We start from the raw sequence: 23909 nt of genomic DNA, 5'->3' as shown, positions 1-23909 counted from the left end.
CGCGCCCGCAGGCCCCTGCGCTAAATGGAGAGCTCCGGGCCTACGCGCGCTGACCCGATGCAACCAGAGGCAGGGGTCCCTTTTGGGAGCCGATAGGGGGGCCCGTTTCGATGCCGATTGACATACTGACAATGTGAGCGTCGCCGGAAAGTCTGCCGACGAATATGCGGCGCACACCCTGAATGCGAACAGCGGCTCGATCGGGGTCTCGCTTTGCTGCATGGCCGGTGCGAGCGAATCCCCCTTCAGCGCCGGGCGGGCACCCATGACCCGCGCGCAGTGGGACGCGATGACCTCGGTCGTCGCCGATCTCTGCCGGCGCTACGGGATCGCCGTCACCGACAGGACCGTGCTCAGCCACGCCGAGGTGCAGCCCAATCTCGGTATCGCCCAGCGGGGCAAGTGGGATTTTTCCCGGCTTGCCTTCGATCCCTCCGTCGTCGGTGCCAAGGCCTGCGGCGACAAGATGCGTGCCGAAGTGCGCGCGAAGCTTTCCTGAAGGGGGCGTCGGTGGCGGCTCTCTCGCGAAAGCTTCGCTCTCTTGCGGACGGAGGCATCATGTTCTGGTGCCCGGGCTGTGACGGCGGGCATAGAATATCGGTGGGCGAGGGGGCCGGCCCTCGCTGGGGTTATAACGGCGATCCGGAAGCCCCGACGTTCACGCCCTCTGTGCTCGTCACCTACAACGGCGCCGATGCGGGCGAGGACGGCGCGCCGCCCGCAGTCTGTCATTCCTTCATCACTGCCGGTCGCATCCAGTTCCTCAGCGACTGCACCCATCCGCTGGCCGGCCGAACGGTCGACCTCCCCGATTTCGATTGATCAGCAAAAACAGGAGATTGACCATGCAGAAGATTACGAAAGCCATTGCCGCCGCCGCTGGCGGAGCCGCAACCGGCACTATCGGCCTGCCGTTCATGCCGGCCGATACGCCCTGGTACGGCTATCTGATGCTCTATGCCATCACGATCGGGCTTCCGGCCGTGATGACCTACATCGTGCCGGCGAACAAGTCCTGACCGGGATGCCCGGCCATTGCGAGCAGCTTCGCGCGATCGTGGATGCCCTCGTGGTATAGGCTGAGCAGTTGCTTGGCCAGAACGAATGCTGCCTCGCTCTCAGCTTCGATTTGCCGTTGCCGGCATATCTCGTCGAAGGCTTCTCCCAACATCGAGAGACCATCCGGATCGATGAAACTTTCCTTTGGAAGGTGACGATGGATCATGACGTTTCTCCCCCTTCGGGGTGCCGGCCATGGCGCCCCGCATAACAATACTACCCTGAATTTCATGTCGCGGCGTCAATAATCCGTGACGGCCAGGAGCAGAGATGTCGCCGAATGAAGATGCCTATGTACACCGTCAACTTGGCGAACTTGCGGAGGGGATGCGTGGGATGCAGCAATCTCTCCGGCGGATCGAGGAGAGCGGACAGCGATCCGAGGACAAGTCTGCCGAAAGCCGAGCAGTGGTCCATAAGCGCATGGACGAACTCGTGTCGCGCGTCGGCGACCTGGAGACGGGCATGTCGGGAATGAAAGATGACGTCGCCGAAATGAAGCCGGTCACCGATGACGTCAAGCGCTGGAAACTGATGGGGATAGGCGCCCTCGGTGTGATCGGCATCGGCGGGATGGTGCTCGGCGTCACCTTCGCCGATACGATCAGGCGGATTGGCATGGTGATCATCGGGAGGAACTGAGGGCGGGGCCTGCCCGCTACCAGCCGGCGGCATTCTGCCATACATGCCCCGCCATGCTCGTCAGCGCCATCAGGGCGCCTACGACTATCATCGCATAGATCCACCACGGATCGCGGGTCATCAGCTACCCCCGCCTTAACCCAAAAAGAACCGGCGGAATTGCCGCCGGCAGTTCGAAGTTCGGGTCCATCAGAACGAGCATATTTCACCAAACCGAAAAAGGCTCGTCAACCCTGCGCGTTGGTACGCCAGTTGCCCCACCGGCCGGGCGGTGCTCCATACACCACCAGTCCGTCGCGCCCTTGCCGCGGTCGTAGCCGAAACTTCCCCACTTTTTGCAGCCGGGATGCTGGCACCAGTGGTCCTCGTGAATGCTGGCCGGATTGTGATCGCCTGGTTTCTCGTCGCTCATGGCGGATGTTCCATTTTTGTTCACGTCGTGGCATATGCCTATTGCGGCATGCGGCCCCACGAAGCAAGAAGGAAAAGGCCGATGGCCAGACGATCATCCAGGCATCTCAAAATGTACGGCAGTGAGCGTGAGACGTTTCTGCGCGCGGCAACCGCCATGCATCGCGTCCTTCGGGACCTGATGGCGGAACTGGCCACCTCCGGCGACGACTATCTGGCGGTGAGCGAACTCAGCCAGGCGGTGTGCGATGCAGTCGAGCGGCTGACTGGTGAAGTCCCGCCCTGGGCGCAGGTCGCTATGAGCATGCCGAACGGTCCTCGTTCGGCGTAACGTTTTCGTCTGCTACTTGACCTTGTCGCACCACGGTTCGCGCTTTCCCGCCCACGGGCGGGCGAGCCCGTCGGCGATGAGCGCCTCACCGATGTCGTCTCCTCCCACCGACAGGACGGCGAGCGTGCGACCATATTTGTCGGTCATGCGCTTGCCGTCGCCACGGGTGATCTCGATCTCGCCGGCGAGGAGCAGTTCCTCGAGGCGCTTCTTGGCCACGAGGCCGAGACGGCGTTCGGCGTCGCATTGCGCGTGGCGGATCTCCGGCGTGTCGATGTTGAGGATGCGGATGGTCTCATCGCTGACGATGACGGTGTCGCCGTCGATGACGCGCAAGCCGGCCGCGTCGGCGGTGGCGAGGCTGCAGGCAATGATGACGGCTGCGATGAGCGTGCGTCTCATGGGGTCTCCTCGGAGGGGGCTTCCTGTGGCGGCGGCTGCGGTGCGATCACGTCCAGCCATTCCCAGCCGTCGTACTTGTCGCCCCGGTGCTTGATATGAGTGTAGCGCTTGAGCGAGTTCCAGGAGCGATGCCCGGAGACCGCCGCCACATGCGGGATGTTCCATCCCAGTTCGAACAGGCGCGACACACCGTCGTGCCGAAGGTCGTGAAAGTGCAGATCCTTTATGTCCAGCAGGAGGCAGGCCCTCGTGAACGAGGCGCTGACCGATTTGCTATCGAAGGGAAATATCCGCGCGTCGCCGCGCGGCATAGCATTGGCGACCCGCAAGGCCTCGGCCGGCAGGTCGCACCAGACGTGGTTGCCGATCTTCTCGCCCGGGTTCTTCATGTCCCTGACGAGCACGCGGCTGTGCTCCGCATCGAGATCCTCCCAGGTTATGCGGGTGATCTCCTCCTGCCGCCTGGTCGAGAAGATCGCGAACGCGAGAAGTCGGCGCATCGGCAGGGCGTTGGGGTGGCGAACCTCTCGGTTGCCGAAATACGTCATCAGCGCGCCGAGCTCGTCGAGCGTCGGTCTCCTATCGCGCTGTTTCGACCGGGACGTCACGCCGAGCCGCTTCAGCACGACCGTCGCATCGGCCATGGCGGTTCGATCCAGATCCATATCCCAGGCGGGGCGGGCGACCGCGAACACGCTGGCGAGATGCGACAGATAGTTTCCGACAGTCTGGGGCTCGCGCCCGTCCGAAAGCTCGGAAGCAAGTTCGACGATGTCGGATGCGCCAATGTCACGGCACGCTTTCGAGGCGATGGAGAAGCCTTTCAGTGTCTCCAGGCACTGAGCCTTCGTCCGCCCCATCTGCTTCCGGCTCTCCTTGAGATACCGATCGATCGCATCCGCCAGCGTTGCCTGAGGCTTCGTGAGGTTCTCGATGGCGCCCGGTTCGGAAAGCTCGGTCTCTCTCTTCTTCAGCCACGCCGCCGCCACCGGTCGCCGGTCGAAAGTCTGCGCCTCGCTGTGAACCGTGGCGCCGTCTCGCATTATCCGGATCTGTGCAGTATAAGCCTTTGATCCGTCGCGCCGCTTTCGTTCGGAAATGGTCCCCATTTGCTACTAGCCCCAGCCAACTGCTACGGCGTAGCAATAGCACGGCTTAAACGGGCGTAAAAGAGAGCGAACGCAATCAAATGAGACGAGCAGGAATTGAGCCAAGTGGCTGATTTTTATAAAAAAGCGTTAGTTCTCAAGAGGCCGATTTTCGCCACGGCGCCGATGATCGACTGGTCGGACCGGCATTATCGTTTCTTCGCCCGCCAGCTGACGAAGAACGCCGTCCTCTATACCGAGATGATCGTCGCCGATGCGATCCTGCGCGGCAACCGCGACAGGCTGCTCGGCTTCGATCCGGTCGAGCATCCGCTGGCGCTGCAGCTTGGCGGCAACGATCCGGCAAAGCTCGCCGAGGCCGCGCGGATCGGCGCCGATTTCGGCTATGACGAGATCAACATGAATGTCGGCTGCCCCTCCGACCGGGTGCAATCCGGCACCTTCGGCGCCTGCCTGATGCAGGAGCCGCAGCTGGTGGCCGACTGCGTCGCGGCGATGAAGGCGGCCGTGGCCATCCCGGTGACGGTGAAGTGCCGCATCGGTGTCGACGACCAGGATCCGGAGCTGGCGCTGCGCGACCTCGTCGCCCGCGTGAAGGCGGCCGGCGTGGACGCCGTCTGGGTGCATGCGCGCAAGGCCTGGCTGCAAGGCCTGAGCCCGAAGGAAAACCGCGACATCCCGCCGCTGGACTATGACCTGGTGCGGCGGCTGAAGGCGGAAAACCCCGATCTTTTCATCGGCCTGAACGGCGGCCTTCACGCGCTGGATCAGGCGATTATCGAGATCGGCCGGCCGGGCGAGGGGCTCGACGGCGCCATGCTCGGCCGCGCCGCCTACCAGGACAGCTGCCTGCTGGCGGGCGTGGACGCGGTGTTTGAGCGGCCGGCTGGCCTTGCGGCAGGCGCCGAGGCCACCGCCCCCCTCATCCGGCCCTTCGGGCCACCTTCTCCCCGCGGGGGAGAAGAGGGTGCCTTGCGCGATACGGCCGACTGGGCCGGCGTGCGCGATGCAATGATGGACTATGCGGCGTGCGTGATGGCGCGGGGCGGGCGGCTGAACCACGTCACGCGCCACATGGTCGGCCTGTTCCAGGGCTATCCCGGCGCGCGCCGCTATCGCCAGATCCTCTCCGCCGACGCGACCCGGCCGGGCGCCGGGCCGGACGTGATCGGGGCTGCCTTCGCCGCCGTGCTGGAGGCCCCGGCGGCGAGACAGGCGGCCGAATAGGCCGCACGGGCCCGGCTTAGGCCCCATGGTCGACGCCCGGTGTCTGCCCCCGTTGTCGACCCTCGGTGTCAGAGGATGAAGTCCGACTTGCTCAGCGACAGGCTCGGGTCGAGGACGATCGCGAAGTCGGCCTTTCCGTCGCCGTTGACGTCGCCATAGACATAGGTGTCGCCGTTCTTCTTCTCATAGCGCAGTTCCTCGGCGGTCTTGGAAAACTTCCTGGTGCCGATGAAGTCGAACGCCTGGTTGCCGCCGGCCTTGGTGTTGGCGTCGATCGCGGAAAGGTCGAGCTTGTCCTTCTGCGACTTGCTGAAGTCATAGATCTTGTCGCGCCCGGAGGTGGCGACGGTCGAATCCTTGATGGAACGGAAGACGAAGGTGTCGGCGCCGGATCCGCCGTATAGCTTGTCGGCGCCCGGGCCGCCCTCGATCCGGTCGTTTCCGGCGCCGCCCTTGAGGATGTTGTCGCCGCTGTCGCCGACGAGCCTGTCGTTGCCGCGTCCGCCGGTGGCGTGCTCGAAGTTCCGGATCAGGAAGTTGCCCTGGCTGGACGTGACCGCATGGGAACCGGAGAGCGAGACCGACAGCTTCGCCGAGAGGGCGGAGAAGTCGATCGTGTCGGAATCCTTGAAGGCCGAGCTCGTGACGCGGGAGCCGCCGTCGATGACGACGGTCATGTCCGGCTCGTCGAGCCGGCTGACCTTGATCCTGTCCGCGTCGCGGCCGAGGCTGACATAGCTGGCGCCGCCGCTGCCGAGCGTGACGGTGTCGTTGCCCCGGTCCGCGTCGATCGTGCCGACCCAGCCCTTGCCGGTCTTGATCGTGTCGTTGCCGTGGCCGGCCAGGATGCTGTCCACCTCGCCGGTCACCGTGATGGTGTCGCGCCCCTTGCCGGCGAAGACGACGCCGGCGCCGCCCTTGCCGACCGTGACGACATTGTTGCCCTGTCCGACGTTGATGGTCTCGACGAAGCCGTTGCCGGTGGTCACGCTGTCATTGCCGCCGCCGAGCAGCATGGCGCCGACATGGGTCGAGCCGACGGTGATCTTCTCGTTGCCGTTGCCGCCGGTGATGACGCCGACGACCGTCTTGCTGAGCTTGACCGTGTTGTCGCCGGCGCTGGTGAGCGCGATCTGTTCGATATGCCGTCCGCCGCCGGAGGCGGAATCATTGATGACCGCCCGGGTGTTGCCGGCGGTGCGCAGCACTGCGACGCCCCAGTCCGAGCCGGACAGCGTGAAGGTCGCCGTGCGCGCGGTGGCGTTCCACGGCACCCAGATGTCGACCATCAGGAGATGGCGGTCGACGCTCCAGGAATGGCTGTCGCTGCCGACGACGACATCCGTCGAACCGTCCAGGGTGATGCTGATATTGGATGAAATCTGCCCCATATGCCTGCCTTTTCAAATGTGGAACCGCGAACGCCGGCCTTCCGGCGCCATGTTAGGCCGGGTCGAGCCTATGGGGATGCCGGTTGCGGATATTCCCCCGATCGGGGGATGTCTCGTCGGCGCGGCTGTGGTTGGAGCGGAGCCGGTGCCGGTTGCGAATCGCCAGTCGGCCGTGCGTGCCGGTTGGTGTCAGTCGGCGCGGAGGATGCCGGTGGCGAGGCGGACGATGTCGCTTTGGCTGGCCGTTCCGGTCTTGGCGAAGATCGACTTCAGCTGCGTGCGCACCGTCTCCCGCTTGGTGCCCGAGGCCAGCGCGATCTCCGTCAGGCTCCGGCCGGCGACGATGCCGGCGAACACCCGCGTCTCGGCGGGCGAAAGCCCCTGCGCGGCCGCCAGTGCCTGCAGGTGCGGCCGGACGTTGCCCTGCGGATCGCCGACGAGGATGGCGATCGTCGTCCCGGCGAAGAACGCCGCCGCCCGGTCGCCGCCGACGCGGATCAGCCGGACGCCGGTCTGCGGATCGTCGACGATCCGGGTCGCCTGACCGAAGTGGCGGTGTTGCAGCAACGCCTGCAGCGCGGCCTGCAGGTCGGGGCTGGCGAACCGGACGCGCCCCATCGCGTCGAGGCCGACGGGATCGCCGCCGGCGAGCACCCGCTCGCCCGCGACCGATGTCCTGATCACCCGCAGGTCGTCGTTGACGACGATCAGGCCGAGCCGGCCGGCATTGCCGATGCCTTCGCCGAGCGCCAGCCCGGCGGCGTGGGCCTCGCCGGAGCGATAGTAGCGGAAGACGCGCTTCAGGTGCGGCGCGATCCTGGTGAAGACGTGGGCGCGCTCGAGGTTGCGCTCGACGTCGCGGTCGTCGCTCAGCGTGCTCAGCAGGAAATAGCAGCCCCTGTCCTTGTGCAGCGTCAGGCCGACGCCGGTTTCGAGCCCGTTCTGCCGGATGTAGTCGCTGTAGTATTCGCTGCGGTTGAACTCCTCGCGCGGGACGATCTCCTCGCCGATGATGCCCCGGCCGACCGGGGTGGCGGCGACCTTCCTCATCCAGGGATTGCGGTTGCTGTAGTAGCCCTCGTAGTCCTGCAGCGCCGTCTCCCGGCCCTCCGAGCCCGACACAAAGGCGACGGCGCCGGCCCGGGCGCGCAGGTCGTGGAAGAACAGCGTCGACAGCGCGCCGGGGGTGAAGCCGTTCAGCCTGTCGAGAAACGCCTGCCAGCCGGTCTCGCCCAGAAGGGCCGCATAGATCGCCGCCGTCAGCTCCTCCGCCCGCTCGTCCGCACTCCTCAAACCGCTGCCCCTGCCTGAACCCTGCCGCGCCCGCACATGCCGATCGATCCGGCTGCGCCCGGACCGACCCGAGATTGCAATGGGCGGTGCGGCGGGTCAAGCGCGGGGCAGGGTGGGGACGGGGCCATCGCCTGGGGCAAGCCCCTCCGGCCTGCCGGCCGTCTCTCCTGCCGGAGGCTCCAAAGAGGGAGCGGACCCGCCGCACCCGTCCGCCCGGAGGGCATTCCGGCGGAGCCTACCCGGCCCGCGCCGCGGCGGAGACGGAGCGCCGATCCCGCGCCTTATACCAACCTGCACTGATATTGACCGATTGCGCCGGAGCGATTTTGACCTGCGGCCAGGAGAAAACCGCAGTCGGACCTCTCGGTCCGGCGAGGATTTTCGACGCCGTCCGCAGGTCAAAAGCGCCCGGCCCTCCGGGTGGGCCGTCTGTCGGCCACCGGCAGCGTCGCAATCCTCGACCGATGCTGAGGCATCGCTCTGCGGTATGCTCCTTGCCGGATGACCGCAGGCGGTCCCACGCAATCAGTCAATATCAGTGCAGGTTGGTATTACAGTCTGGAACGGCCGTGGCGCGGGGCGGGGATGTCGCCGGTCACCACCGGCCCGATCCGCCGGGCGCCGATGAAGCGCATGAAGTCGCGCAGGTCGAGCAGGTCGCGGCCCGCATAGGGCGGGGCGGTCACGGCGTCGCGGGCGCGGCACCAGGCGCGGATGCGCGGCTGCAGCGGGCTGACGGGCGGCAGCAGGGCGCGCACGACCGCCACCGCCGCGTCCTGCAACTCGCGCTCGTCCGGATCGCGGCTCGGCGGGGTGACCCGCGGCGACCAGTCACCGGTGATCTCGATCAGGAACCGCAGCGCCTCCCCGTGCAGCGCCTCGTGCAGGGCGAGGAGCGCCGGATCGAGGCCTGCGCGGCCCCCGGGAACTGCGAGGCCTGCGCGGCCTGCGAGACCCCCGAGTCCCCCGGGGACTGCAAGGCCAGTGGGGGCCGCACGGTCCGCGAGGCAGTCCGGCTGCCCGGCAGGCGCGACCAGCGCGCAATCGCGGTGCCGCAGGCAGGGACGCTGCCGGCAGACGAATTCAGGAAAGAGAAGGATGCCGGCGACGGCGCTCGGCAGCTCCTTCCGCGTCACCTCCCGGATCGCCGCGAGGACCCGCGGGGGCGGGTCGGCGGCGCTCCGGTGCGTGGGCGGATGCCCGGGCTTCGGCCTGTCGTTCTGCATGCCTGTTCTCCTTCCGCCGGGATTTTGGGACCTGCTCTGGTGCGCATGCGCCCGCGGCCGCGTCCGGAAAACCGTCGCGGTTCGTGCCTGCGCTGTCGGACGGGGCGCTGGAAGCTGCCTCATCTTGTGTTGTTGTGTGTGGCACCTTTCAGCGCCCCGTTCGGCGGTTTCTGCCTGCAAACGCGGTCCGCTGCCTCGTCCGCCGGTGAGGGCGGCCGCTCTGTGTGCCACCGCTCGGGCACGTCCGGCGCGCAACCCGGGTTTTCACCCGTCGTCGCCGGAGGGGACCAGTCTCGCAGACCCGGGCCGTGAGGTTTCGCGTCTGCCCCTCAACGCCCCGCGCCGTCCCCGCCTCGCCGCAACGCCTTGCGGTGTATCCGCGGCGGGATGGGGCGAGTATGGCACGGGGGCAGGGGGCGTGGATGAAATGGGGGCGGGGGTGTTGATTTTATTGGGGGAAATGGGGTGGGCGTGCACGTGTTGGATGCATCCCAACATGAGGTGAATGGCATGCAGTCGCAGCCGTTCAATCTGCGGCATTGTACACTCCAAGAACATTGCAAGAATTATTGAAGCGCTATGGCAGTGGGGATTGTTTGACCAAGCCGTATATTTCTATTATATGTCTAGCTCGGCCAATAATTCTGTTCTGTCTTGCAGCGATAGCCAAATTAGAAAGCTGCGATCAACCACGTTTAAGACGCGGGTAGTCTGATCATAGTCAATAATTATCGGCCTTATATTTTTTATGACTTGCAGAGATGCCGAACTCTGTAATGCCTGAGTAATGTTTCCTTCGTTCAGTTTTTCACCGACTGGATGTTTTTCTTTTATTAGCTTTGAGAATGAATTCCGTCTGATGCCAGATTCTAGTTCGTTGGCATCAACACTAAGCACCACAAACATGATCCACCGATACATATCGTATTCGGTAGCCTGAAATCCCTCGGAAAAATTAGTGATGAATGCCGAGTATCGTCCGGACTGATTGTTGACAATCTCACGCATCAATCCAGGGACGTCGATGTTTTTCCCAATTTCTCTGTAGTTGCTCTGTGTCTCAACAACTCCATTATCCTCGCAGATTTTATAGCAGGCCTCCTGCAACAAAGAGACGCTTTCGGCGCTTCCAGAAATTATTTGATCCACTGTGTCTTTGTAAAATGATATATTCAGCAGTGCCTCTCCAGCGCTTACGACTTCATGCATGCTATCTGCAGTCCAAGCGTCAGCATCTACCGAAGCAACGCGGTTTGTCAAATCACCATTATAATATATTAGTCTGTTCTTGTCTCGCCATACGCCGACAACGATGAAGCAAATACTCGAGTTCTCGTGATATGCTTTCAGGGAAAATGAAAAATCCTGCTGTGTCTGCACCGGAAGATAATGAAAATCCTCAAGAACTATAAATTTTTAAAATTAATTTCTTTAAGGGATATTACAATATCATTAACGTCATGGAGGTCTATTTCTAATTTTTTCTTCTCTGTAGAGGTTTCTTTTTTGTTTTCTTTTTCTATTGATCCGGATACTGAAGATTTTGCAACAAGCGGTACCTTTCCTTCTCCTTTAAATTCGGCGCCGTACTTTAAATGGCCGCCAACCGTACGTGTCTGAGTTTGTTCGATTTGATATCCAGCTGCCTTTAGGATTGCGCCATTTAAGTCATCAATATTCATTGTATTCAAACAAGAAACAACAATGTAGTCATTTTCATTTAAGCAATGTTTTCTAAGCGTCGTCTTTCCTTGTTTTGATGATCCGAACACGACGATATGCTTGTCCCGAGACAAGTTGGACACGAATTCATCGTCAACATCTTTTCTAGTAACGTAATTCAGTGGCATATCTCGGCCGACGCCGTAAACGTCCCTAAGCTTATGTGTAGTAACAGCCATTTTCCTGCCCCTCCAATTTATGAACCATAAAGACATGCGGTGAAATTCTTCAAGCTAATTTTGTTGCTGTGTGCGAATTACACATTGTGCGTCAGACGATTTACCGCCCCGGCCGCCCCGTCTTCCCCTTGCCCTTCGCCTTTCGCTTCTCCTCGCCCGGATCCTCGTAGCTGCCGGCGCCGATCTTGCCGCGGAGAACGGGTTGGGGGGAGGAGCTCGCCTCGGCCCTGCCGGGCATCTCCCCCGCAAGGGGGGAGATCGATGTGGCGCGGTCCGGCTGGCCTTCGGGCAGCGGCGGGACGCGCTTCTTCGTGCTTTTCGAGGCCTCGGGCTTTTCCGGCAGGTGGCCGGCGACCGGCTTTTCGGTGCGGCCGACGGTCATTTCGTCGAGGCTGTTCTTGCGGAACAGCGATTGCCCCTCATCCGCCCTTCGGGCACCTTCTCCCCGTGAACGGGGAGAAGGGATCTCCGTGTCGGTGCCCGGGCCCATGTTGTCGAGCGAGGGCTTGGTGAAGTAGGTGGCGCTCGCGCCCGATCCCTCCCCCTTGTGGGGAGGGTGGTCCGAAGGACCGGGAGGGGTCTTGCCCGTGGTTTTCCCCTCCCCAACCCTCCCCACTAGGGGGAGGGAGCCGGCAGCGGTCGGCTCGGCCTTTCCGCTCTTCCTGCCACCTTCCTGGCTCCGCGCCGCCTTGCCTGCGTTCCCTGTCGCGCCTTCGGCACTCCGCGCCTCCTGACTCCTCTTCCCTGTCGTGCCTTCGGCACTCCGCGCCTCTTGGCGTGCCATCGGGTCGTCCATGACGGCGAGTTCGGCGGCCTTGAGGCGCTTGATCTCGTCGCGGATGCGGGCGGCCTTTTCGAAGTCGAGGTCGGCGGCGGCGTCGCGCATGGATTTCTCCAGCGCGTCGAGATGGGCCTTGAGGTTGTTGCCGACGAGGTGGCCGCCGTCGGCGAAGCCCTTGCCGCCGGCGCCAGAGATGTCGGCGCGGACGTGGTCGCGCTCGTAGACGCTGTCGAGGATGTCGGAGATCTTCGCCTTCACCGATTCCGGGGTGATGCCGTGCTCGGCATTGTAGGCCACCTGCTTCTCGCGGCGACGGCTCGTCTCGTCCATGGCGCGCTGCATCGAGCCGGTGATCTGGTCGGCATAGAGGATCACCTTGCCGTCGACATTGCGCGCGGCGCGGCCGATCGTCTGGATCAGTGAGGTTTCTGAACGGAGGAAGCCTTCCTTGTCGGCGTCGAGGATGGCGACGAAGCCGCATTCGGGGATGTCGAGGCCCTCGCGCAGGAGGTTGATGCCGACGAGGACGTCGAAGGCGCCGAGGCGAAGATCGCGGATGATCTCGATGCGCTCGAGCGTGTCGATGTCGCTGTGCATGTAGCGCACGCGCACGCCCTGCTCGTGCAGGTATTCGGTCAGGTCCTCGGCCATGCGCTTGGTCAGCACGGTGACGAGGGTGCGGTAGCCGGCCTGCGCGGTCTCGCGGATCTCGCCGAGCACGTCGTCGACCTGGGTCTTGGCCGAGCGGACCTCGACCGGCGGGTCGATCAGCCCGGTCGGGCGGATCACCTGTTCGGCGAAGACGCCGCCGGCCTGCTCCATCTCCCAGCCGCCGGGCGTGGCGGAGACGGAGATGGTGTCGGGGCGCATCGCGTCCCATTCCTCGAAGCGAAGCGGGCGGTTGTCCATGCAGGACGGCAGGCGGAAGCCGTATTCGGCCAGCGTCGCCTTGCGGCGGAAGTCGCCGCGGTACATGCCGCCGATCTGCGGGATGGTGACGTGGCTCTCGTCGATGAAGATGATGGCGTCGTCGGGGATGTATTCGAACAGCGTCGGCGGCGGCTCGCCGGGCTTGCGGCCGGTGAGGTAGCGCGAATAGTTCTCGATGCCGGCGCAGGAGCCGGTCGCCTCCATCATCTCCAGGTCGTAGCGGGTGCGCTGCTCCAGCCGCTGCGCCTCCAGCAGGCGCCCGGCCTTCTCCAGTTCGGTCAGGCGCAGCTTCAGCTCGTCCTTGATCGACTTGATCGCGGCGTTCAGCGTCGGGCGCGGGGTGACGTAGTGCGAGTTGGCGTAGATCTTCACCGATTTCAGGTCGCCGGTCTTGGCGCCGGTGAGCGGATCGAACTCGGTGATCGCGTCGATCTCGTCGCCGAACATCGAGATCCGCCAGGCGGCATCCTCAAGGTGAGCCGGGAAGATCTCGATGGTATCGCCGCGAACGCGGAAGGAGCCGCGGACGAAATTGATGTCCTGGCGCTTGTACTGCTGGGCGACGAGGTCGGCGAGCAGCTGGCGCTGGTCGAGCCGGTCGCCCACCGACATCTGGAAGGTCATCGCCGTATAGGTCTCGACCGAGCCGATACCGTAGATGCAGGAGACCGAGGCGACGATGATGCAGTCGTCGCGCTCCAGGATGGCGCGGGTGGCGGCGTGGCGCATCCGGTCGATCTGCTCGTTGATCGAGGAATCCTTCTCGATATAGGTGTCCGAGCGCGGCACGTAGGCCTCGGGCTGGTAGTAGTCGTAGTAGGAGACGAAGTATTCGACCGCGTTGTCGGGAAAGAAGTTCTTGAACTCGGAATAGAGCTGGGCGGCGAGCGTCTTGTTCGGGGCGAGGATCAGGGCGGGGCGCTGCGTCGCCTCGATCACCTTGGCCATGGTGAAGGTCTTGCCCGAGCCGGTGACGCCGAGCAGCACCTGGCTGCGCTCGCCCGACGACAGGCCCTCGACGAGGTCGGAGATCGCGGTCGGCTGGTCGCCGGCGGGCTCGTAGTCGGAAACCATGCGGATCTCGATGCCGCCTTCCGACTTTTCCGGCCGGGGCGGGCGGTGCGGCGTCCAGATCTCGCCGTTCTTGTGCAGCGGATTGCCGCTCTCGATCAGCTTCGCCAGCGCGTCCACCGTGGCGGTGACGGCCGCGCCGGCATTGAGCGACGAGGCCTGCTCGAGATTGACGTCGAGGCCGGCGACCGGGTTGAGCCCCGCGGCCGCGCGGATCTTCGGGTCGGAGGAGGCGCCGATCGAGACGCCGCGGGAGGTTTTTTGCGCGCTCACGCTGTCGGGGTTCTGTCGCCGGCCGCCTGTGGATTTCTCCAGCGCCACTTTCTCGGAATGCTGGCGGGCGGCGTTCTCCACCTGCTTGCGGTGCTTGCCGGCCTTGGAGGCGACCTCGCGGCGCGATTCCACCGTCGAAGCCTCGGCATCCGCCTCCAGCTGCTTCACCCAGTCGGCGACGCTGCCGGTGAGCGGCGCGCCCTCGAAGTCGGACTGCGGAGCTTCCTCGAAGCCGGGCTTGGAGGGGGCGGGTTTCTTCGGTGATCTGGCCATGGTCGGGAATATGGAGAGAGTCACGGTGAAAGGGAAGGGGGCATGAGTACAAAAGGGAAACGGAATGCCCGCGCCAGCCGGCGGCCGCGGCCATCATCCCGCCATGCTTCCGGCGTCCAGCTTGCGGCCGCAAATGCCTTTCGCCGGCCATGGGCGAATCGTCTATGACTTGGCCATATCCCCTCAGGAACCGGATCCTTCGATGCCCTTCGCCCTCAACCCCGCGGCCGTCTGGCCGATCGTGCTGCTCTGCCTCTCCAACGTCTTCATGACCTTCGCCTGGTACGGCCATCTCAAGGTCAAGGCGGCGCCGCTCACGCTCGTCATCCTGGCGAGCTGGGCGATCGCCTTTTTCGAATACTGCCTGGCGGTGCCGGCGAACCGCATCGGCCACCAGGTCTATTCGGCCGCGCAGCTGAAGACGATCCAGGAGGTGATCACGCTGGTCATCTTCGCCGGCTTCTCGGTGTTCTTCCTCAAGGAGAGCCTGACCTGGAACCACCTGATCGGCTTCGCCCTGATCGCCGCCGGCGCCGCCTTCGTGTTCAAGGGCTGAGGGCGCGGCCGGTAAAAAAGCCGCAATCTCCGCACAGCTTCACGCGATAGGGATGGCTCATGACGAACGCCTTCGGCACCATCGCCGCCCATCGTTTCGGTACCGGCCCGCGCCCGGGCGAGCTGCCGGCCGGCACGGTCGACGACCTGCTGGCGCAGGTGACGCGCGGCGTGGCCGAAACCTGTCCCTTTCCCTATGACGGCATCGCCGGGCGCCGCACCAACTTCCCCGCCTTCCGGGCGCTGTACAAGAGCTATCAGGAGCAGCGCGAGAACGGCACCGTGCGCAAGGTGGGCGACCGCCGCGTCAATCCGTTCCAGATCGCGCTCAACGCTGCCTTCCTGCGCGACCAGCACCGGAAGGTCCGCCATGCGGTGCAGTCGCCGAACGGATTTTTCGAGCGGCTCGCCGCCTTCTGGTGCGACCACTTCGCGGTCAACGCCGAAAAGACCGCCAGTACCCGCATCCTCGTCGGCCTGTACGAGGCCGAGGCGCTGCGGCCGAACCTGGGCGGCCGGTTCGAACCGCTGCTGCGGGCGGCGATCCTGCATCCGGCGATGCTCGCCTATCTCGACCAGCCGAAATCGGTCGGGCCCCATTCGCCGGTCGGGCGGAAGCGGGGGCGGGGACTGAACGAGAACCTCGCCCGCGAACTGATCGAACTGCACACGCTCGGCGCCGATGGCGGCTATACGCAGGACGACGTCCGGGCGGCGGCCTATGTGCTGTCCGGGCTGGATCACGACGGCGGCGCGTTCGAGACGACCTATCGCAAGGCCTGGGCGGAGCCGGGCGTCCACCGCGTGCTCGGCCGCGACTATGGCGGGCCGAAGCGGAGCCTTGGCGACGTCGAGGCGCTGCTGGCCGATCTCGCCGCGCACGAAGCGACGCGCCGGCACGTCTGCCGCAAGCTGGTGGTGCATTTCATCGCCGACGAGCCGCCGACCGAGGTGGTCGAGGCCATGGTGGCGGCCTGGACGCGCACAGATGGCGAATTGCTCGCGGTCTACCGCGCGATGCTGGAGCATCCGCGCAGCTGGGACGAGGACGGGCAGAAGGCCCGCCAGCCGTTCGACTTCGTGGTGGCCGGCCTGCGCGCGCTGGACGTGCCGGCGGAGGCGCTGGAGCCGATCGCCGTGACGCCGAGGCGGCCCGGGCGGGCGGCGATGGCGACGCCGCAGGACGGGGCGGCTGAAATGTCGATGATGGCGACGGATGAAGCCGGAACGGGGGATGCGGTCGTGGAGATGGCGAGCGGCGACGGGGCGACGGCCACGGTCCTGGCCAGGCCGACCGCCGACGGTCGGGTGCCGATCCGTGCCAACCCGCTGTCCGTGGGCGCGCTGCAGCGGCTCGGCCAGCCGCTCTGGCGTCCGCCGAGCCCGGCCGGCTGGGACGAGGAGCTGTCCGCCTGGATCACGGCGGCGCAACTGACGCAGCGGATCGACTGGGCGCGCGCCCTCGTGGCGCGGTTCGGCGGCGACCGCGATCCGCGCCGCTTCGTGGCGGCGGCTCTGGGCGATATCGCCCGTGATGATACCATCCAGGTCGTGTCGCAGGCGCCGAGCCGGGAGGCGGGACTGGTGCTGACGCTGGCCTCGCCGGAGTTCAACAGGCGCTAGGGTTCAAGGAGAGCCCGGCGCGACAGGAATCGAGAAGGACATGCGCGTCCGCGGGCAGATGTGAACTGCTGCCGGGGCGCGGTGCCGAGGAGACCGAGCGATGACGAACGAAATCAGCCGGCGCACCCTGCTCGGCGCAGCCTGCTGCCTGGCCGCCTCGCCGGTGGTGACGCCGGTGAGCTTCGCCGCGGTTCCCGGCGACAACCGGCTGGTGACGATCGTGCTGCGTGGTGCGATGGACGGGCTTGCGCTGGTGCAGCCCTATGGCGATCCGGCGCTGCCGGTTCTGCGGCCCAAGCTCGCGCTGACGCCGGAGCGGGGTCTGCTCGACCTCGACGGCTTCTTCGGCCTGCATCCGCTGGCCGAGGCGCTGATGCCGCTGTGGCGGTCGCGCGAACTCGGCTTCGTGCACGCGATCTCGACGCCGTATCGCTCCGGCCGCAGCCATTTCGACGGGCAGGACATGCTCGAAAGCGGTGGTGCGGCCCTGAACGACGAGCGCACCGGCTGGCTCAACCGCGCCATCGCCAGCATTCCCCGCAGCGCCGAGCGCCGGGCAATCGACGTGACCACCACCTCCGAACTCATCCTGTCCGGCCCCAATCCGGTCGACGTCTGGTCGACCCGCGCCGACCTCGACATGGCCGAGGACGAGCAGATGGCGTTCGTGCGGCTCTACCGCAACGATCCCGTCTTCGCCGCGGCGATGGGCGACGCCATGGACACGGACCTGTTTTCCGACCGCATCTACGGGGACGAGCGGCGGAACGCGGGCGTCGCCGCGGTCGCCAGGCTTGCTGCCGGCATGCTGTCCGGCGAGCACCGCATCGCGAGCTTCACCATCAACGGCTGGGACACCCATGTCGGCCAGGAGCGAACCTTCAAGCGGCCGGTCACCGATCTGTGCACCGCGATCCTGACGCTGAAGGCGAACCTGTCGCCGCAGGTCTGGCGGAAGACGGCGATCCTGGCGATCACCGAATTCGGCCGCACGGCGCGGGAGAACGGCTCCGGCGGAACCGACCACGGCACCGGCGGCCTTGCGATCATCGCCGGCGGCGCGGTGGCGGGCGGCAGGGTCTACGGGACATGGCCGGGGCTCGCCGAAACGGCGCTGCTGGACGACCGGGACCTGACGCCGACCACCGACCTGCGCCAGCTGGCCGCCGCCATGCTCTACCGGCAGTTCGACGTCCCGGCCGGCGCCATCGACAATGCGATCTTCCCGGGATTGTCGTTCGACCGCGGCGCCGCCTACCTGCGCGGCTGAGCCCGTACCGGCATCAGTCGATGATGTCGAAGGCCCGGAAGATCCAGCTCACCTGGTAGAGCAGGCCGAGGGAGACGAAGGCGGCGTGGAACCGCCTATTGGCGGTGAGCGCGGCAATGCCGCAGAGGACGATATAGACGACGTTGCGCACCGGATATTCGTAGCCGAAGGATTCGAAGTAGCTTCGTCCCTTGATGGCCGTGTCGACGAGATCGACCGCATAGGAGAGCGCCAGGAAGCCGAAGAACCAGCCCTTGCGCGACATGAAGTAGTCCTCGTAGCCGCCATAGTCCTCCATCGAAAGGGGAAAGAGCAGCACGCAGAGGAAGAAGAACAGGCAGGCGTATGCGATCAGGAACAGGAAGACGCCGAAGTCGAAGACGGTCAGCGCCTGCAGCCGGAATTCCCACCACCAGAAATGCAGCAGGAAGAGCAGCATCGACAGCACCCAGCCGAGGTGGATCCAGTAGACACGCGTCTTGCCGGGGTGCTGGACGAAGGTGGCGAGCCCGGTGAGAAGCCGGGCCAGCGACAGGCTGACCACCATGCCGATGACGACCCGCACATGGGTGAAGAGGGCCGGATCGGCTGTCGCGTGCTCCATCGGAACTTTCCCGGTCGTGGCGGACCGCAGGGATCCGCCGGCTCATCCTCGTGACCGATTCGGCCGGTTCAGGCGGGCGCAGAATGTCAGGTGAAGGCCGGCAGGTCCATGTCGGGGCGGGTCACTCGGCCGGCACGGCCGCCGGATTGCCGTCGCGATCGAGGGCGACCATGACGAAGGTTGCGCCGGTGACCTTGTCGAGGCGCCCGGTCAGGTAGCGGCGCGCCCAGGCCTCGACCAGCAGGGTGATCGAGGTGCGGCCGACGGCGACGATCTCGGTATAGACGTTGATGGTGTCGCCGATCTTGACCGGCAATTCGAACGCCATCTCGCGAACCGCGCGGGTGACGACGCGGCCATGCGCCCGTTCGGCGGCGCGAATGCCGGCCGCGAGGTCCATCTGCGACATGACCCAGCCGCCGAAGATGTCGCCGGCGGCATTGGCGTCGGCGGGCATCGCCAGTGTTCGCAGCGTCAGCTGCCCCGGGGGTGAAGCGTTCTCGGTCATGAATCGATTACTCCGTGTTCGCTACCGATTTAGACCAAAGGCGCGCCGAGAAACAGGGCACACCACCACCTTGCCTGTCTTGCGCTCCGGTGGTGGACGGGCAAAGCCCGGAAAAATTGGTACATCGTAATTTAGTCGAATTTAACTTGTCGCGACAAAGATCGGCGCCGGGTCGGCAAAGTCATCTGCCGGATTGAGGGGGATCATTGTGAGCAAGTTGAAGATATCGGCCAGGCTGTATCTGCTCGTGGGGCTGGCGCTTGCCGTCTTTTCGGCGGTTTCCGTCTATGCGCTGTTTCATTATCAGGGCGCGATGGTCGTCGAGCGCAAGTCGAAGCTGCGCGCGATGGACCAGAACATGGTGAAACTGTTCGAGTTCTATCACGGCCAGGAGGCGTCGGGGGCGCTTTCGCGGGAGGAGGCGCAGGCGCGCGCCAAGGACGCCGTCCGGGCGCTGCGCTACGAGGATAGCGGCTATTTCTGGATCAACGATCTCGACGCGAACATCGTCATGCATCCGATCAAGCCGGAGCTCGACAACACCGACCAGTCGGGGATGAAGGATCCGACCGGCAAGTTCATCTTCCGCGAGTTCGCCGACGTGGCGAAGGCCAGGGGCGAGGGCTTTGTCGACTATTACTGGCCGAAGCCCGGCGCGGAAGAGCCGGTGCTGAAATATTCGCATGTCGCGGGCTTCGCGCCCTGGGGCTGGGTGGTCGGTACAGGGGTCTATGCGGACGACCTCTCGGCCATGTTCCGGCGCAACGCGGTCTCCATGGCCGGCTGGCTGGGGCTCGGCGCGCTGGCGATCGTGCTTGTCGCCTTCGCCATCGTCCGCAGCGTGGTCGGCCCGATCGGCCGGCTGAAGAGCGCCATGCAGGCGATCGCGCAGGAGGACGTCTCCGGCGACGTGCCCGGCACGGACCGGCCCGACGAGGTCGGCGACATGGCCCGGGTCGTGTCGGTGCTGCGAGACAGCGTGCGCGAACGCGCCGAGATGCGCAGCCGCGAAGGCGAGCAGCAGCGGCGCACCGATGCCGAGCGCAGCGAGGGCGAGCGGCGGCAGCGCGCCATCAGCCAGTCGCAGGTCGAGGCGATGGACACGGTCGGCACGGCGCTCGAGCGGCTCGCCCGCGGAGATCTTTCCGCCCGGATCGATGCGATCGCCCCGGAATATGCCAAGCTGCGCGAGGACTTCAACCAGGCGGCGCAGGCGCTGAACGGCGTCATCGGCGCGATCGCCCGTTCGACCGACGTGGTGCACGGCAATGCCGGCGGCATCGCCGCAGCCGCCAACGACCTGTCGCAGCGTACCGAGCAGCAGGCGGCCTCGCTGGAGGAAACGGCTGCGGCGCTGGACGAGATCACCGCCGCCGTCCGCAGCGCCTCGGACCGCGCGGCCGAGGCGAGCCGCATGGTCGGGCAGACAAAGGACAGCGCCGGCCGCTCCGGCGCCATCGTGCGCGATGCCGTCGCCGCGATGGGGCGGATCGAGGACGCCTCCAACCGCATCGGCCAGATCATCGGGGTGATCGACGAGATCGCCTTCCAGACGAACCTGCTGGCGCTGAACGCCGGCGTCGAGGCGGCGCGGGCCGGCGAGGCGGGCCGGGGCTTTGCCGTGGTGGCGCAGGAGGTGCGCGAGCTGGCGCAGCGCTCGGCTAATGCCGCCAAGGAGATCAAGGGCCTGATCGGCAATTCGGCGACGGAGGTCGGCAACGGCGTGGCGCTGGTGCGCTCCACCGGCGAGGCGCTGGCCGAGATCGAGCAGCTGGTCCACCAGGTCAACGACCAGGTGCAACTGATCGCCACCGCCGCCCGCGAGCAATCGGTCGGACTGGCCGAGGTCAACACCGCCGTCAACCAGATGGACCAGATGACCCAGCAGAACGCCGCGATGGTCGAGGAGACGAGCGCGGCCGGGCAGACGCTGTCGCAGGAGAGCGAGGAACTGCGGACGCTGCTGCAGCGCTTCCGCCTCGACGCGCCCTCGGCAACAGCCCGCGCCCGCGCCGCCTGAGGCAGGCGCGACATGGCCGCAAACCTGATCGGCCCCGGCGTCACCCGCCGGGGCCGTCTGACTGCCGAGAAAGCCTTGTCCCGGGCGTCCATGTCTTCGAACAGGCCAACAAAGTGGACCGTCCTGCCGGACTTGATCCGGCATCCAGCGCGCTCAAGTCCTTGAGTACAAAAGATTTCTTTCGCGCCGCGGACGCGGCGCTGCTGGACCCCGGATCAAGTCCGGGGTGACGGAAAGAGGGCTTTTCGGCAGAATCGAGTTTGCCAACCTGTCAGCGGCCCCGGCGTCACCCGCCGGGGCCGTTTCGTCTTTCCGGCCGGGTTGATAGGGCGACGCACGTGATCGCGCGGATCGGCCGGAAACGCTTCGTTTACCCTGCGGGCCTAAAATTTCCTTGTTTTGCAGGGCACTGGCCCGGCGCGGGCGCTGCCGCCCGGATTCGTCCCGAATGCGGACACGGCGCGGCGGCAGCATGCCGGGACCTGGAGGCTTGCGGATCGGTCGCGCGGGCACGGGCGGAACGGGAATTGTCATGAGTATCACGTCTGCTTTCTCACCGGCGCGACCGGCCGCCATCCTTGCGGCCCTCTTCCTTGCCGCCTGCTCGGCCGATCTGACGCCGCCGGCAAGCGTCGACGGCGAAAGCACGGTCAGCGCCATCAGGCCGGCGGGCGCGCAGCGGATGCGAGCCGCCGCCAGCGATGGCAGCGCGTCCGCGGCCTATCCGGCAGGCGGAGCGCCGGTCAGCGCTGCCGGAGGCGGGTCCGACACCTTCGGCGGGCTCGAACCGGTCGACCAGGCGATGCCGGCGGAGCCGGGCCGGCAGCCCGGCAGCCTGCCCAGAATTGATAGCGACGAGGCTATGGGGGTTTCCGGCGGCACGCAGGTGGCCTCGACCGGCGGCGTGCTGCAGATCCCGCAGGACGGGGTCAACATGGATGCGGGCCTCGGCGTCGGCCAAGACGGGGCAATACAGGGGCTCGCAGAGGCGCAGGCCGGGGAGATCGCCGAGGGCAATGCCACGCAGGTGGTCGTCGACGGCATCGGCTCGGACGATCCCCGGCAGCTGGGCCAGCCGCAAATGTCCGAACCGATGCCGATGCCGGAAACGGAGGCGGAGATGACCGCTCCTGCGGCCCGCTCAGGCGCCCGTCGTGCAGAGGAGGAGCAGAAGGTCGCCTTCATCCCGCGCTTCGACAACCCGATGTCGGTGCCCGAGAGCCGGGGCGGCATGCCGGCTTCGGAGAAGGCCTGCCGCCAGCGGCTGCAGCGTCTCGGTGTGAAATTCCGCGACGTGCCGGCGATCGGCAAGGGCCGGTCCTGCGGCATCGCCTATCCGATCGAGCTGCAGGGCCTATCCGGCGGCATCCAGATCCGGCCGGCCGCGCAGGTGAACTGCCAGATCACAGAGGCATTTGCGAAGTGGGTAAAGAACGAGCTCGCCCCGGCGGCAAGGCTGCGCTACGTCTCGGGCGTCAAGTCGATCCACCAGATGTCGTCCTATTCCTGCCGCACGATGAATTCGCAGCGGGGTGCCGCCATGTCCGAGCACGCCAAGGGCAATGCCATCGACGTCGGCAAGATCGTGCTGAACAACGGCAAGGAGATCCTGATCCGCAAGAAGGGCTTCTTCGCCTTTCGCGAGAAGGGGCTGCTGAAGGCGGTGCGCAGCGACAGCTGCAAGTATTTCACCACCGTGCTCGGCCCCGGCAGCGACCGCTTCCACAAGGATCATTTCCACTTCGACCTGCGCACGCGCAAGTCCGGCTACCGGCACTGCAGCCTGTAGAGCCGCGCAAAAAAAGGACCGGCTCGAAAGCCGGCCAAGATACGCGTCAAAGAGGTGCGTCGCCACGCCAACTCGATACAAGGCCCGGCGGGAGGGGATCCCGGAGGGCGGCGCATTCCTGCGGACGGGTACATCCGTCCGTTCGGCCCGGCAGGGGGCTGCCGGGCGAGGCGCAGTCGCAATCATTGCGAGCCGAAAGCGCCCGGGCGACGCGGCGGCGGCTTCCTGCCTCGAAAGCCAGAGTGATTGAAAACGATCACGGTTTCATGACACTTAGGCGGCAGGCGACTCGATTTCCATACGGGTCCGACAGCAATCAGGAGTAGCCGCATGCCGCCCGTCGCCGACCTTCTCCTGTTCGCGGCGGCGATTGCGGCCGCCGGCGTGGTGTCCGGGCTGCTCGCCGGCATCTTCGGCATCGGCGGCGGCGCCATCCTCGTTCCGGTGTTCTACCAGGTGTTCGGCTATCTCGACGTGCCCGAGGCGGTGCGCATGCACCTCTCCGTCGGCACCTCGATCGCCATCATCGTGCCGACCTCGCTGCGCTCATTCACCGCGCACCGCAAGCGCGGCGCGGTCGACATGGACCTGCTGAAGGGCTGGATCGTGGCGCTGCCGCTGGGCGCCATCCTCGCCGCGGTCATCGCCGCCTATATCTCCTCGGAGGGGTTGCGGCTGATCTTCGTCGCCATCGCCATCCTGTTCGCGCTGCGCATGCTGTTCGACCAGCCGCACTGGCGGCTCGGCACGGAGCTGCCGCAGAACCCCTGGCGGTGGATCGCCGGCGTCGTCATCGGCACGCTGTCGGGCCTGATGGGCATCGGCGGCGGGGTGCTCAACAACACCTACATGACGCTCTACGGCCGGCCGATCCACCAGGCGGTGGCGACGTCGTCCGGCGTCGGCGTGCTGATCTCCATCCCCGGCATCTTCGGCTATATCTGGGCCGGCTGGCGCGCGCCGGGCCTGCCGCCGTTCTCGACCGGCTTCATCAACTGGGTCGCCGTGGCGCTGATCATCCCGATCGCACTGGTGGTCACGCCCTATGGCGTCCGAATCGCGCATGCGCTGAGCAAGCGCCATCTGGAGATTGCCTTCGGCCTGTTCCTGCTCTTCGTCGGCGCCCGCTTTCTCTACAGCATCTACGGTTGAGAGAATGTTTTTTCGCGTGCGGGGATGAAAACGTCACACGCATACCCCATATTCCGCCCGCATCCCCC

The 23909-nt window shown here is 65.7% G+C and carries 24 protein-coding genes; 12 read left to right on the top strand and 12 right to left on the bottom strand.

Going from position 1 to position 23909, the window contains the following annotated elements:
• The first annotated feature begins 133 nt into the window (after nt 1–133).
• From LQK81_RS21265 to LQK81_RS21255, 3 genes are read left to right on the top strand one after another with little or no spacing between them, the layout of a single operon-like run.
• On the top strand, nt 134–499 hold the full coding sequence (locus tag LQK81_RS21265; RefSeq protein WP_330166570.1) for a peptidoglycan recognition protein family protein: 366 nt from the start codon (nt 134–136) through the stop codon (nt 497–499).
• A 59-nt stretch (nt 500–558) separates the two neighbouring features.
• Nucleotides 559–822, top strand: coding sequence for a DUF6527 family protein (locus LQK81_RS21260; protein ID WP_230808382.1), 264 nt, complete (start codon nt 559–561; stop codon nt 820–822).
• 23 nt (nt 823–845) lie between these two features.
• The gene (locus LQK81_RS21255; protein WP_230808381.1) at nt 846–1019 is read left to right on the top strand and encodes a hypothetical protein; all 174 of its coding nucleotides are present in this window, start codon (nt 846–848) and stop codon (nt 1017–1019) included.
• Here the strand turns inward: LQK81_RS21255 and LQK81_RS21250 are convergent.
• Nucleotides 992–1225, bottom strand: a complete 234-nt coding sequence (locus tag LQK81_RS21250; protein WP_230808380.1) for a hypothetical protein — start codon at nt 1223–1225, stop codon at nt 992–994. The genes LQK81_RS21255 and LQK81_RS21250 overlap by 28 nt on opposite strands.
• Before the next feature lie 104 nt (nt 1226–1329).
• On the opposite strand from LQK81_RS21250, the gene LQK81_RS21245 reads away from it, so the two are divergent.
• Nucleotides 1330–1701, top strand: a complete 372-nt coding sequence (locus tag LQK81_RS21245; RefSeq protein WP_230808379.1) for a DUF1515 family protein — start codon at nt 1330–1332, stop codon at nt 1699–1701.
• A 205-nt stretch (nt 1702–1906) separates the two neighbouring features.
• Here LQK81_RS21245 and LQK81_RS21240 read toward each other — a convergent pair whose 3' ends face one another.
• Nucleotides 1907–2113, bottom strand: a complete 207-nt coding sequence (locus tag LQK81_RS21240) for a hypothetical protein (RefSeq protein ID WP_230808378.1) — start codon at nt 2111–2113, stop codon at nt 1907–1909.
• 81 nt (nt 2114–2194) lie between these two features.
• On the opposite strand from LQK81_RS21240, the gene LQK81_RS21235 reads away from it, so the two are divergent.
• Nucleotides 2195–2443 (top strand): hypothetical protein, encoded by a 249-nt coding sequence (locus LQK81_RS21235; protein ID WP_230808377.1) that lies wholly within the window; start codon nt 2195–2197, stop codon nt 2441–2443.
• A gap of 12 nt (nt 2444–2455) precedes the next feature.
• Here LQK81_RS21235 and LQK81_RS21230 read toward each other — a convergent pair whose 3' ends face one another.
• On the bottom strand, nt 2456–2845 hold the full coding sequence (locus LQK81_RS21230) for a thermonuclease family protein (RefSeq protein ID WP_230808376.1): 390 nt from the start codon (nt 2843–2845) through the stop codon (nt 2456–2458).
• Nucleotides 2842–3954: a tyrosine-type recombinase/integrase gene (locus tag LQK81_RS21225; RefSeq protein WP_230808375.1), complete on the bottom strand. Its 1113-nt coding sequence runs from the start codon at nt 3952–3954 to the stop codon at nt 2842–2844. Before LQK81_RS21225 ends, LQK81_RS21230 begins: the two co-directional genes overlap by 4 nt.
• A 165-nt stretch (nt 3955–4119) precedes the next feature.
• Between LQK81_RS21225 and dusA the strand changes: the two genes are divergently transcribed.
• Nucleotides 4120–5181, top strand: a complete 1062-nt coding sequence (dusA, locus tag LQK81_RS21220) for a tRNA dihydrouridine(20/20a) synthase DusA (protein WP_230808393.1) — start codon at nt 4120–4122, stop codon at nt 5179–5181.
• Between the two features lie 68 nt (nt 5182–5249).
• Here dusA and LQK81_RS26280 read toward each other — a convergent pair whose 3' ends face one another.
• The 6 genes from LQK81_RS26280 to uvrB all read right to left on the bottom strand — a co-directional run bounded on the left by LQK81_RS26280 (nt 5250) and on the right by uvrB (nt 14320).
• Entirely contained in the window at nt 5250–6572 is a 1323-nt protein-coding gene (locus LQK81_RS26280; RefSeq protein ID WP_269065067.1) for a M10 family metallopeptidase C-terminal domain-containing protein, read from the bottom strand.
• A gap of 189 nt (nt 6573–6761) precedes the next feature.
• Nucleotides 6762–7865, bottom strand: coding sequence for a helix-turn-helix transcriptional regulator (locus LQK81_RS21210; RefSeq protein WP_230808374.1), 1104 nt, complete (start codon nt 7863–7865; stop codon nt 6762–6764).
• Nucleotides 7866–8416: 551 nt separating this feature from the next.
• The gene (locus LQK81_RS21205) at nt 8417–9001 is read right to left on the bottom strand and encodes a hypothetical protein (protein WP_230808373.1); all 585 of its coding nucleotides are present in this window, start codon (nt 8999–9001) and stop codon (nt 8417–8419) included.
• A gap of 708 nt (nt 9002–9709) precedes the next feature.
• Nucleotides 9710–10471 carry a hypothetical protein gene (locus LQK81_RS21200; protein WP_230808372.1) on the bottom strand — a complete coding sequence of 254 codons (762 nt, stop codon included), beginning with the start codon at nt 10469–10471 and terminating at the stop codon, nt 9710–9712.
• A gap of 26 nt (nt 10472–10497) precedes the next feature.
• The gene (locus LQK81_RS21195) at nt 10498–10992 is read right to left on the bottom strand and encodes a hypothetical protein (protein WP_230808371.1); all 495 of its coding nucleotides are present in this window, start codon (nt 10990–10992) and stop codon (nt 10498–10500) included.
• A 100-nt stretch (nt 10993–11092) separates the two neighbouring features.
• Nucleotides 11093–14320: an excinuclease ABC subunit UvrB gene (gene uvrB / locus LQK81_RS21190; RefSeq protein ID WP_230808370.1), complete on the bottom strand. Its 3228-nt coding sequence runs from the start codon at nt 14318–14320 to the stop codon at nt 11093–11095.
• 202 nt (nt 14321–14522) lie between these two features.
• On the opposite strand from uvrB, the gene LQK81_RS21185 reads away from it, so the two are divergent.
• From LQK81_RS21185 to LQK81_RS21175, 3 genes are all read left to right on the top strand, one after another.
• Nucleotides 14523–14876 (top strand): DMT family protein, encoded by a 354-nt coding sequence (locus LQK81_RS21185; RefSeq protein ID WP_230808369.1) that lies wholly within the window; start codon nt 14523–14525, stop codon nt 14874–14876.
• A gap of 59 nt (nt 14877–14935) precedes the next feature.
• Nucleotides 14936–16498, top strand: a complete 1563-nt coding sequence (locus LQK81_RS21180; protein ID WP_230808368.1) for a DUF1800 domain-containing protein — start codon at nt 14936–14938, stop codon at nt 16496–16498.
• Between the two features lie 100 nt (nt 16499–16598).
• Nucleotides 16599–17768 (top strand): DUF1501 domain-containing protein, encoded by a 1170-nt coding sequence (locus tag LQK81_RS21175; protein ID WP_230808367.1) that lies wholly within the window; start codon nt 16599–16601, stop codon nt 17766–17768.
• 13 nt (nt 17769–17781) lie between these two features.
• Here the strand turns inward: LQK81_RS21175 and LQK81_RS21170 are convergent, their stop codons facing one another.
• Both LQK81_RS21170 and LQK81_RS21165 read right to left on the bottom strand, forming a co-directional pair.
• On the bottom strand, nt 17782–18372 hold the full coding sequence (locus LQK81_RS21170) for a hypothetical protein (protein WP_230808366.1): 591 nt from the start codon (nt 18370–18372) through the stop codon (nt 17782–17784).
• 121 nt (nt 18373–18493) lie between these two features.
• Nucleotides 18494–18880: an acyl-CoA thioesterase gene (locus LQK81_RS21165; protein WP_230808365.1), complete on the bottom strand. Its 387-nt coding sequence runs from the start codon at nt 18878–18880 to the stop codon at nt 18494–18496.
• 208 nt (nt 18881–19088) lie between these two features.
• Here LQK81_RS21165 and LQK81_RS21160 point away from each other — a divergent pair, with 208 nt between their 5' ends.
• The 3 genes from LQK81_RS21160 (at nt 19089) to LQK81_RS21150 (ending at nt 23841) form a co-directional block, all read left to right on the top strand.
• Nucleotides 19089–20900, top strand: a complete 1812-nt coding sequence (locus LQK81_RS21160; protein WP_230808364.1) for a methyl-accepting chemotaxis protein — start codon at nt 19089–19091, stop codon at nt 20898–20900.
• A 532-nt stretch (nt 20901–21432) separates the two neighbouring features.
• The gene (locus tag LQK81_RS21155) at nt 21433–22689 is read left to right on the top strand and encodes an extensin-like domain-containing protein (protein WP_230808363.1); all 1257 of its coding nucleotides are present in this window, start codon (nt 21433–21435) and stop codon (nt 22687–22689) included.
• A 330-nt stretch (nt 22690–23019) separates the two neighbouring features.
• Entirely contained in the window at nt 23020–23841 is an 822-nt protein-coding gene (locus LQK81_RS21150) for a sulfite exporter TauE/SafE family protein (protein WP_230808362.1), read from the top strand.
• Nucleotides 23842–23909: the final 68 nt, after the last annotated feature.

The organism is Rhizobium sp. GN54, assembly GCF_021026345.1.
Lineage (GTDB): Bacteria > Pseudomonadota > Alphaproteobacteria > Rhizobiales > Rhizobiaceae > Mycoplana.
Note: the sequence above shows the minus strand (reverse complement) of the source record. Positions and strands in the feature narration are given on the sequence as shown.

What these genes read in the sequence shown, in the direction of transcription:
- LQK81_RS21260 (WP_230808382.1), top strand. Translation starts at nt 559, where the DNA reads ATGTTCTGGTGCCCGGGCTGTGACGGCGGGCATAGAATATCGGTGGGC.
- LQK81_RS21255 (WP_230808381.1), top strand. Translation starts at nt 846, where the DNA reads ATGCAGAAGATTACGAAAGCCATTGCCGCCGCCGCTGGCGGAGCCGCA.
- LQK81_RS21250 (WP_230808380.1), bottom strand. Translation starts at nt 1,225, where the DNA reads ATGATCCATCGTCACCTTCCAAAGGAAAGTTTCATCGATCCGGATGGT.
- LQK81_RS21245 (WP_230808379.1), top strand. Translation starts at nt 1,330, where the DNA reads ATGTCGCCGAATGAAGATGCCTATGTACACCGTCAACTTGGCGAACTT.
- LQK81_RS21240 (WP_230808378.1), bottom strand. Translation starts at nt 2,113, where the DNA reads ATGAGCGACGAGAAACCAGGCGATCACAATCCGGCCAGCATTCACGAG.
- LQK81_RS21235 (WP_230808377.1), top strand. Translation starts at nt 2,195, where the DNA reads ATGGCCAGACGATCATCCAGGCATCTCAAAATGTACGGCAGTGAGCGT.
- LQK81_RS21230 (WP_230808376.1), bottom strand. Translation starts at nt 2,845, where the DNA reads ATGAGACGCACGCTCATCGCAGCCGTCATCATTGCCTGCAGCCTCGCC.
- LQK81_RS21225 (WP_230808375.1), bottom strand. Translation starts at nt 3,954, where the DNA reads ATGGGGACCATTTCCGAACGAAAGCGGCGCGACGGATCAAAGGCTTAT.
- dusA (WP_230808393.1), top strand. Translation starts at nt 4,120, where the DNA reads ATGATCGACTGGTCGGACCGGCATTATCGTTTCTTCGCCCGCCAGCTG.
- LQK81_RS26280 (WP_269065067.1), bottom strand. Translation starts at nt 6,572, where the DNA reads ATGGGGCAGATTTCATCCAATATCAGCATCACCCTGGACGGTTCGACG.
- LQK81_RS21195 (WP_230808371.1), bottom strand. Translation starts at nt 10,992, where the DNA reads ATGGCTGTTACTACACATAAGCTTAGGGACGTTTACGGCGTCGGCCGA.
- uvrB (WP_230808370.1), bottom strand. Translation starts at nt 14,320, where the DNA reads ATGGCCAGATCACCGAAGAAACCCGCCCCCTCCAAGCCCGGCTTCGAG.
- LQK81_RS21185 (WP_230808369.1), top strand. Translation starts at nt 14,523, where the DNA reads ATGCCCTTCGCCCTCAACCCCGCGGCCGTCTGGCCGATCGTGCTGCTC.
- LQK81_RS21180 (WP_230808368.1), top strand. Translation starts at nt 14,936, where the DNA reads ATGACGAACGCCTTCGGCACCATCGCCGCCCATCGTTTCGGTACCGGC.
- LQK81_RS21175 (WP_230808367.1), top strand. Translation starts at nt 16,599, where the DNA reads ATGACGAACGAAATCAGCCGGCGCACCCTGCTCGGCGCAGCCTGCTGC.
- LQK81_RS21170 (WP_230808366.1), bottom strand. Translation starts at nt 18,372, where the DNA reads ATGGAGCACGCGACAGCCGATCCGGCCCTCTTCACCCATGTGCGGGTC.
- LQK81_RS21165 (WP_230808365.1), bottom strand. Translation starts at nt 18,880, where the DNA reads ATGACCGAGAACGCTTCACCCCCGGGGCAGCTGACGCTGCGAACACTG.
- LQK81_RS21155 (WP_230808363.1), top strand. Translation starts at nt 21,433, where the DNA reads ATGAGTATCACGTCTGCTTTCTCACCGGCGCGACCGGCCGCCATCCTT.
- LQK81_RS21150 (WP_230808362.1), top strand. Translation starts at nt 23,020, where the DNA reads ATGCCGCCCGTCGCCGACCTTCTCCTGTTCGCGGCGGCGATTGCGGCC.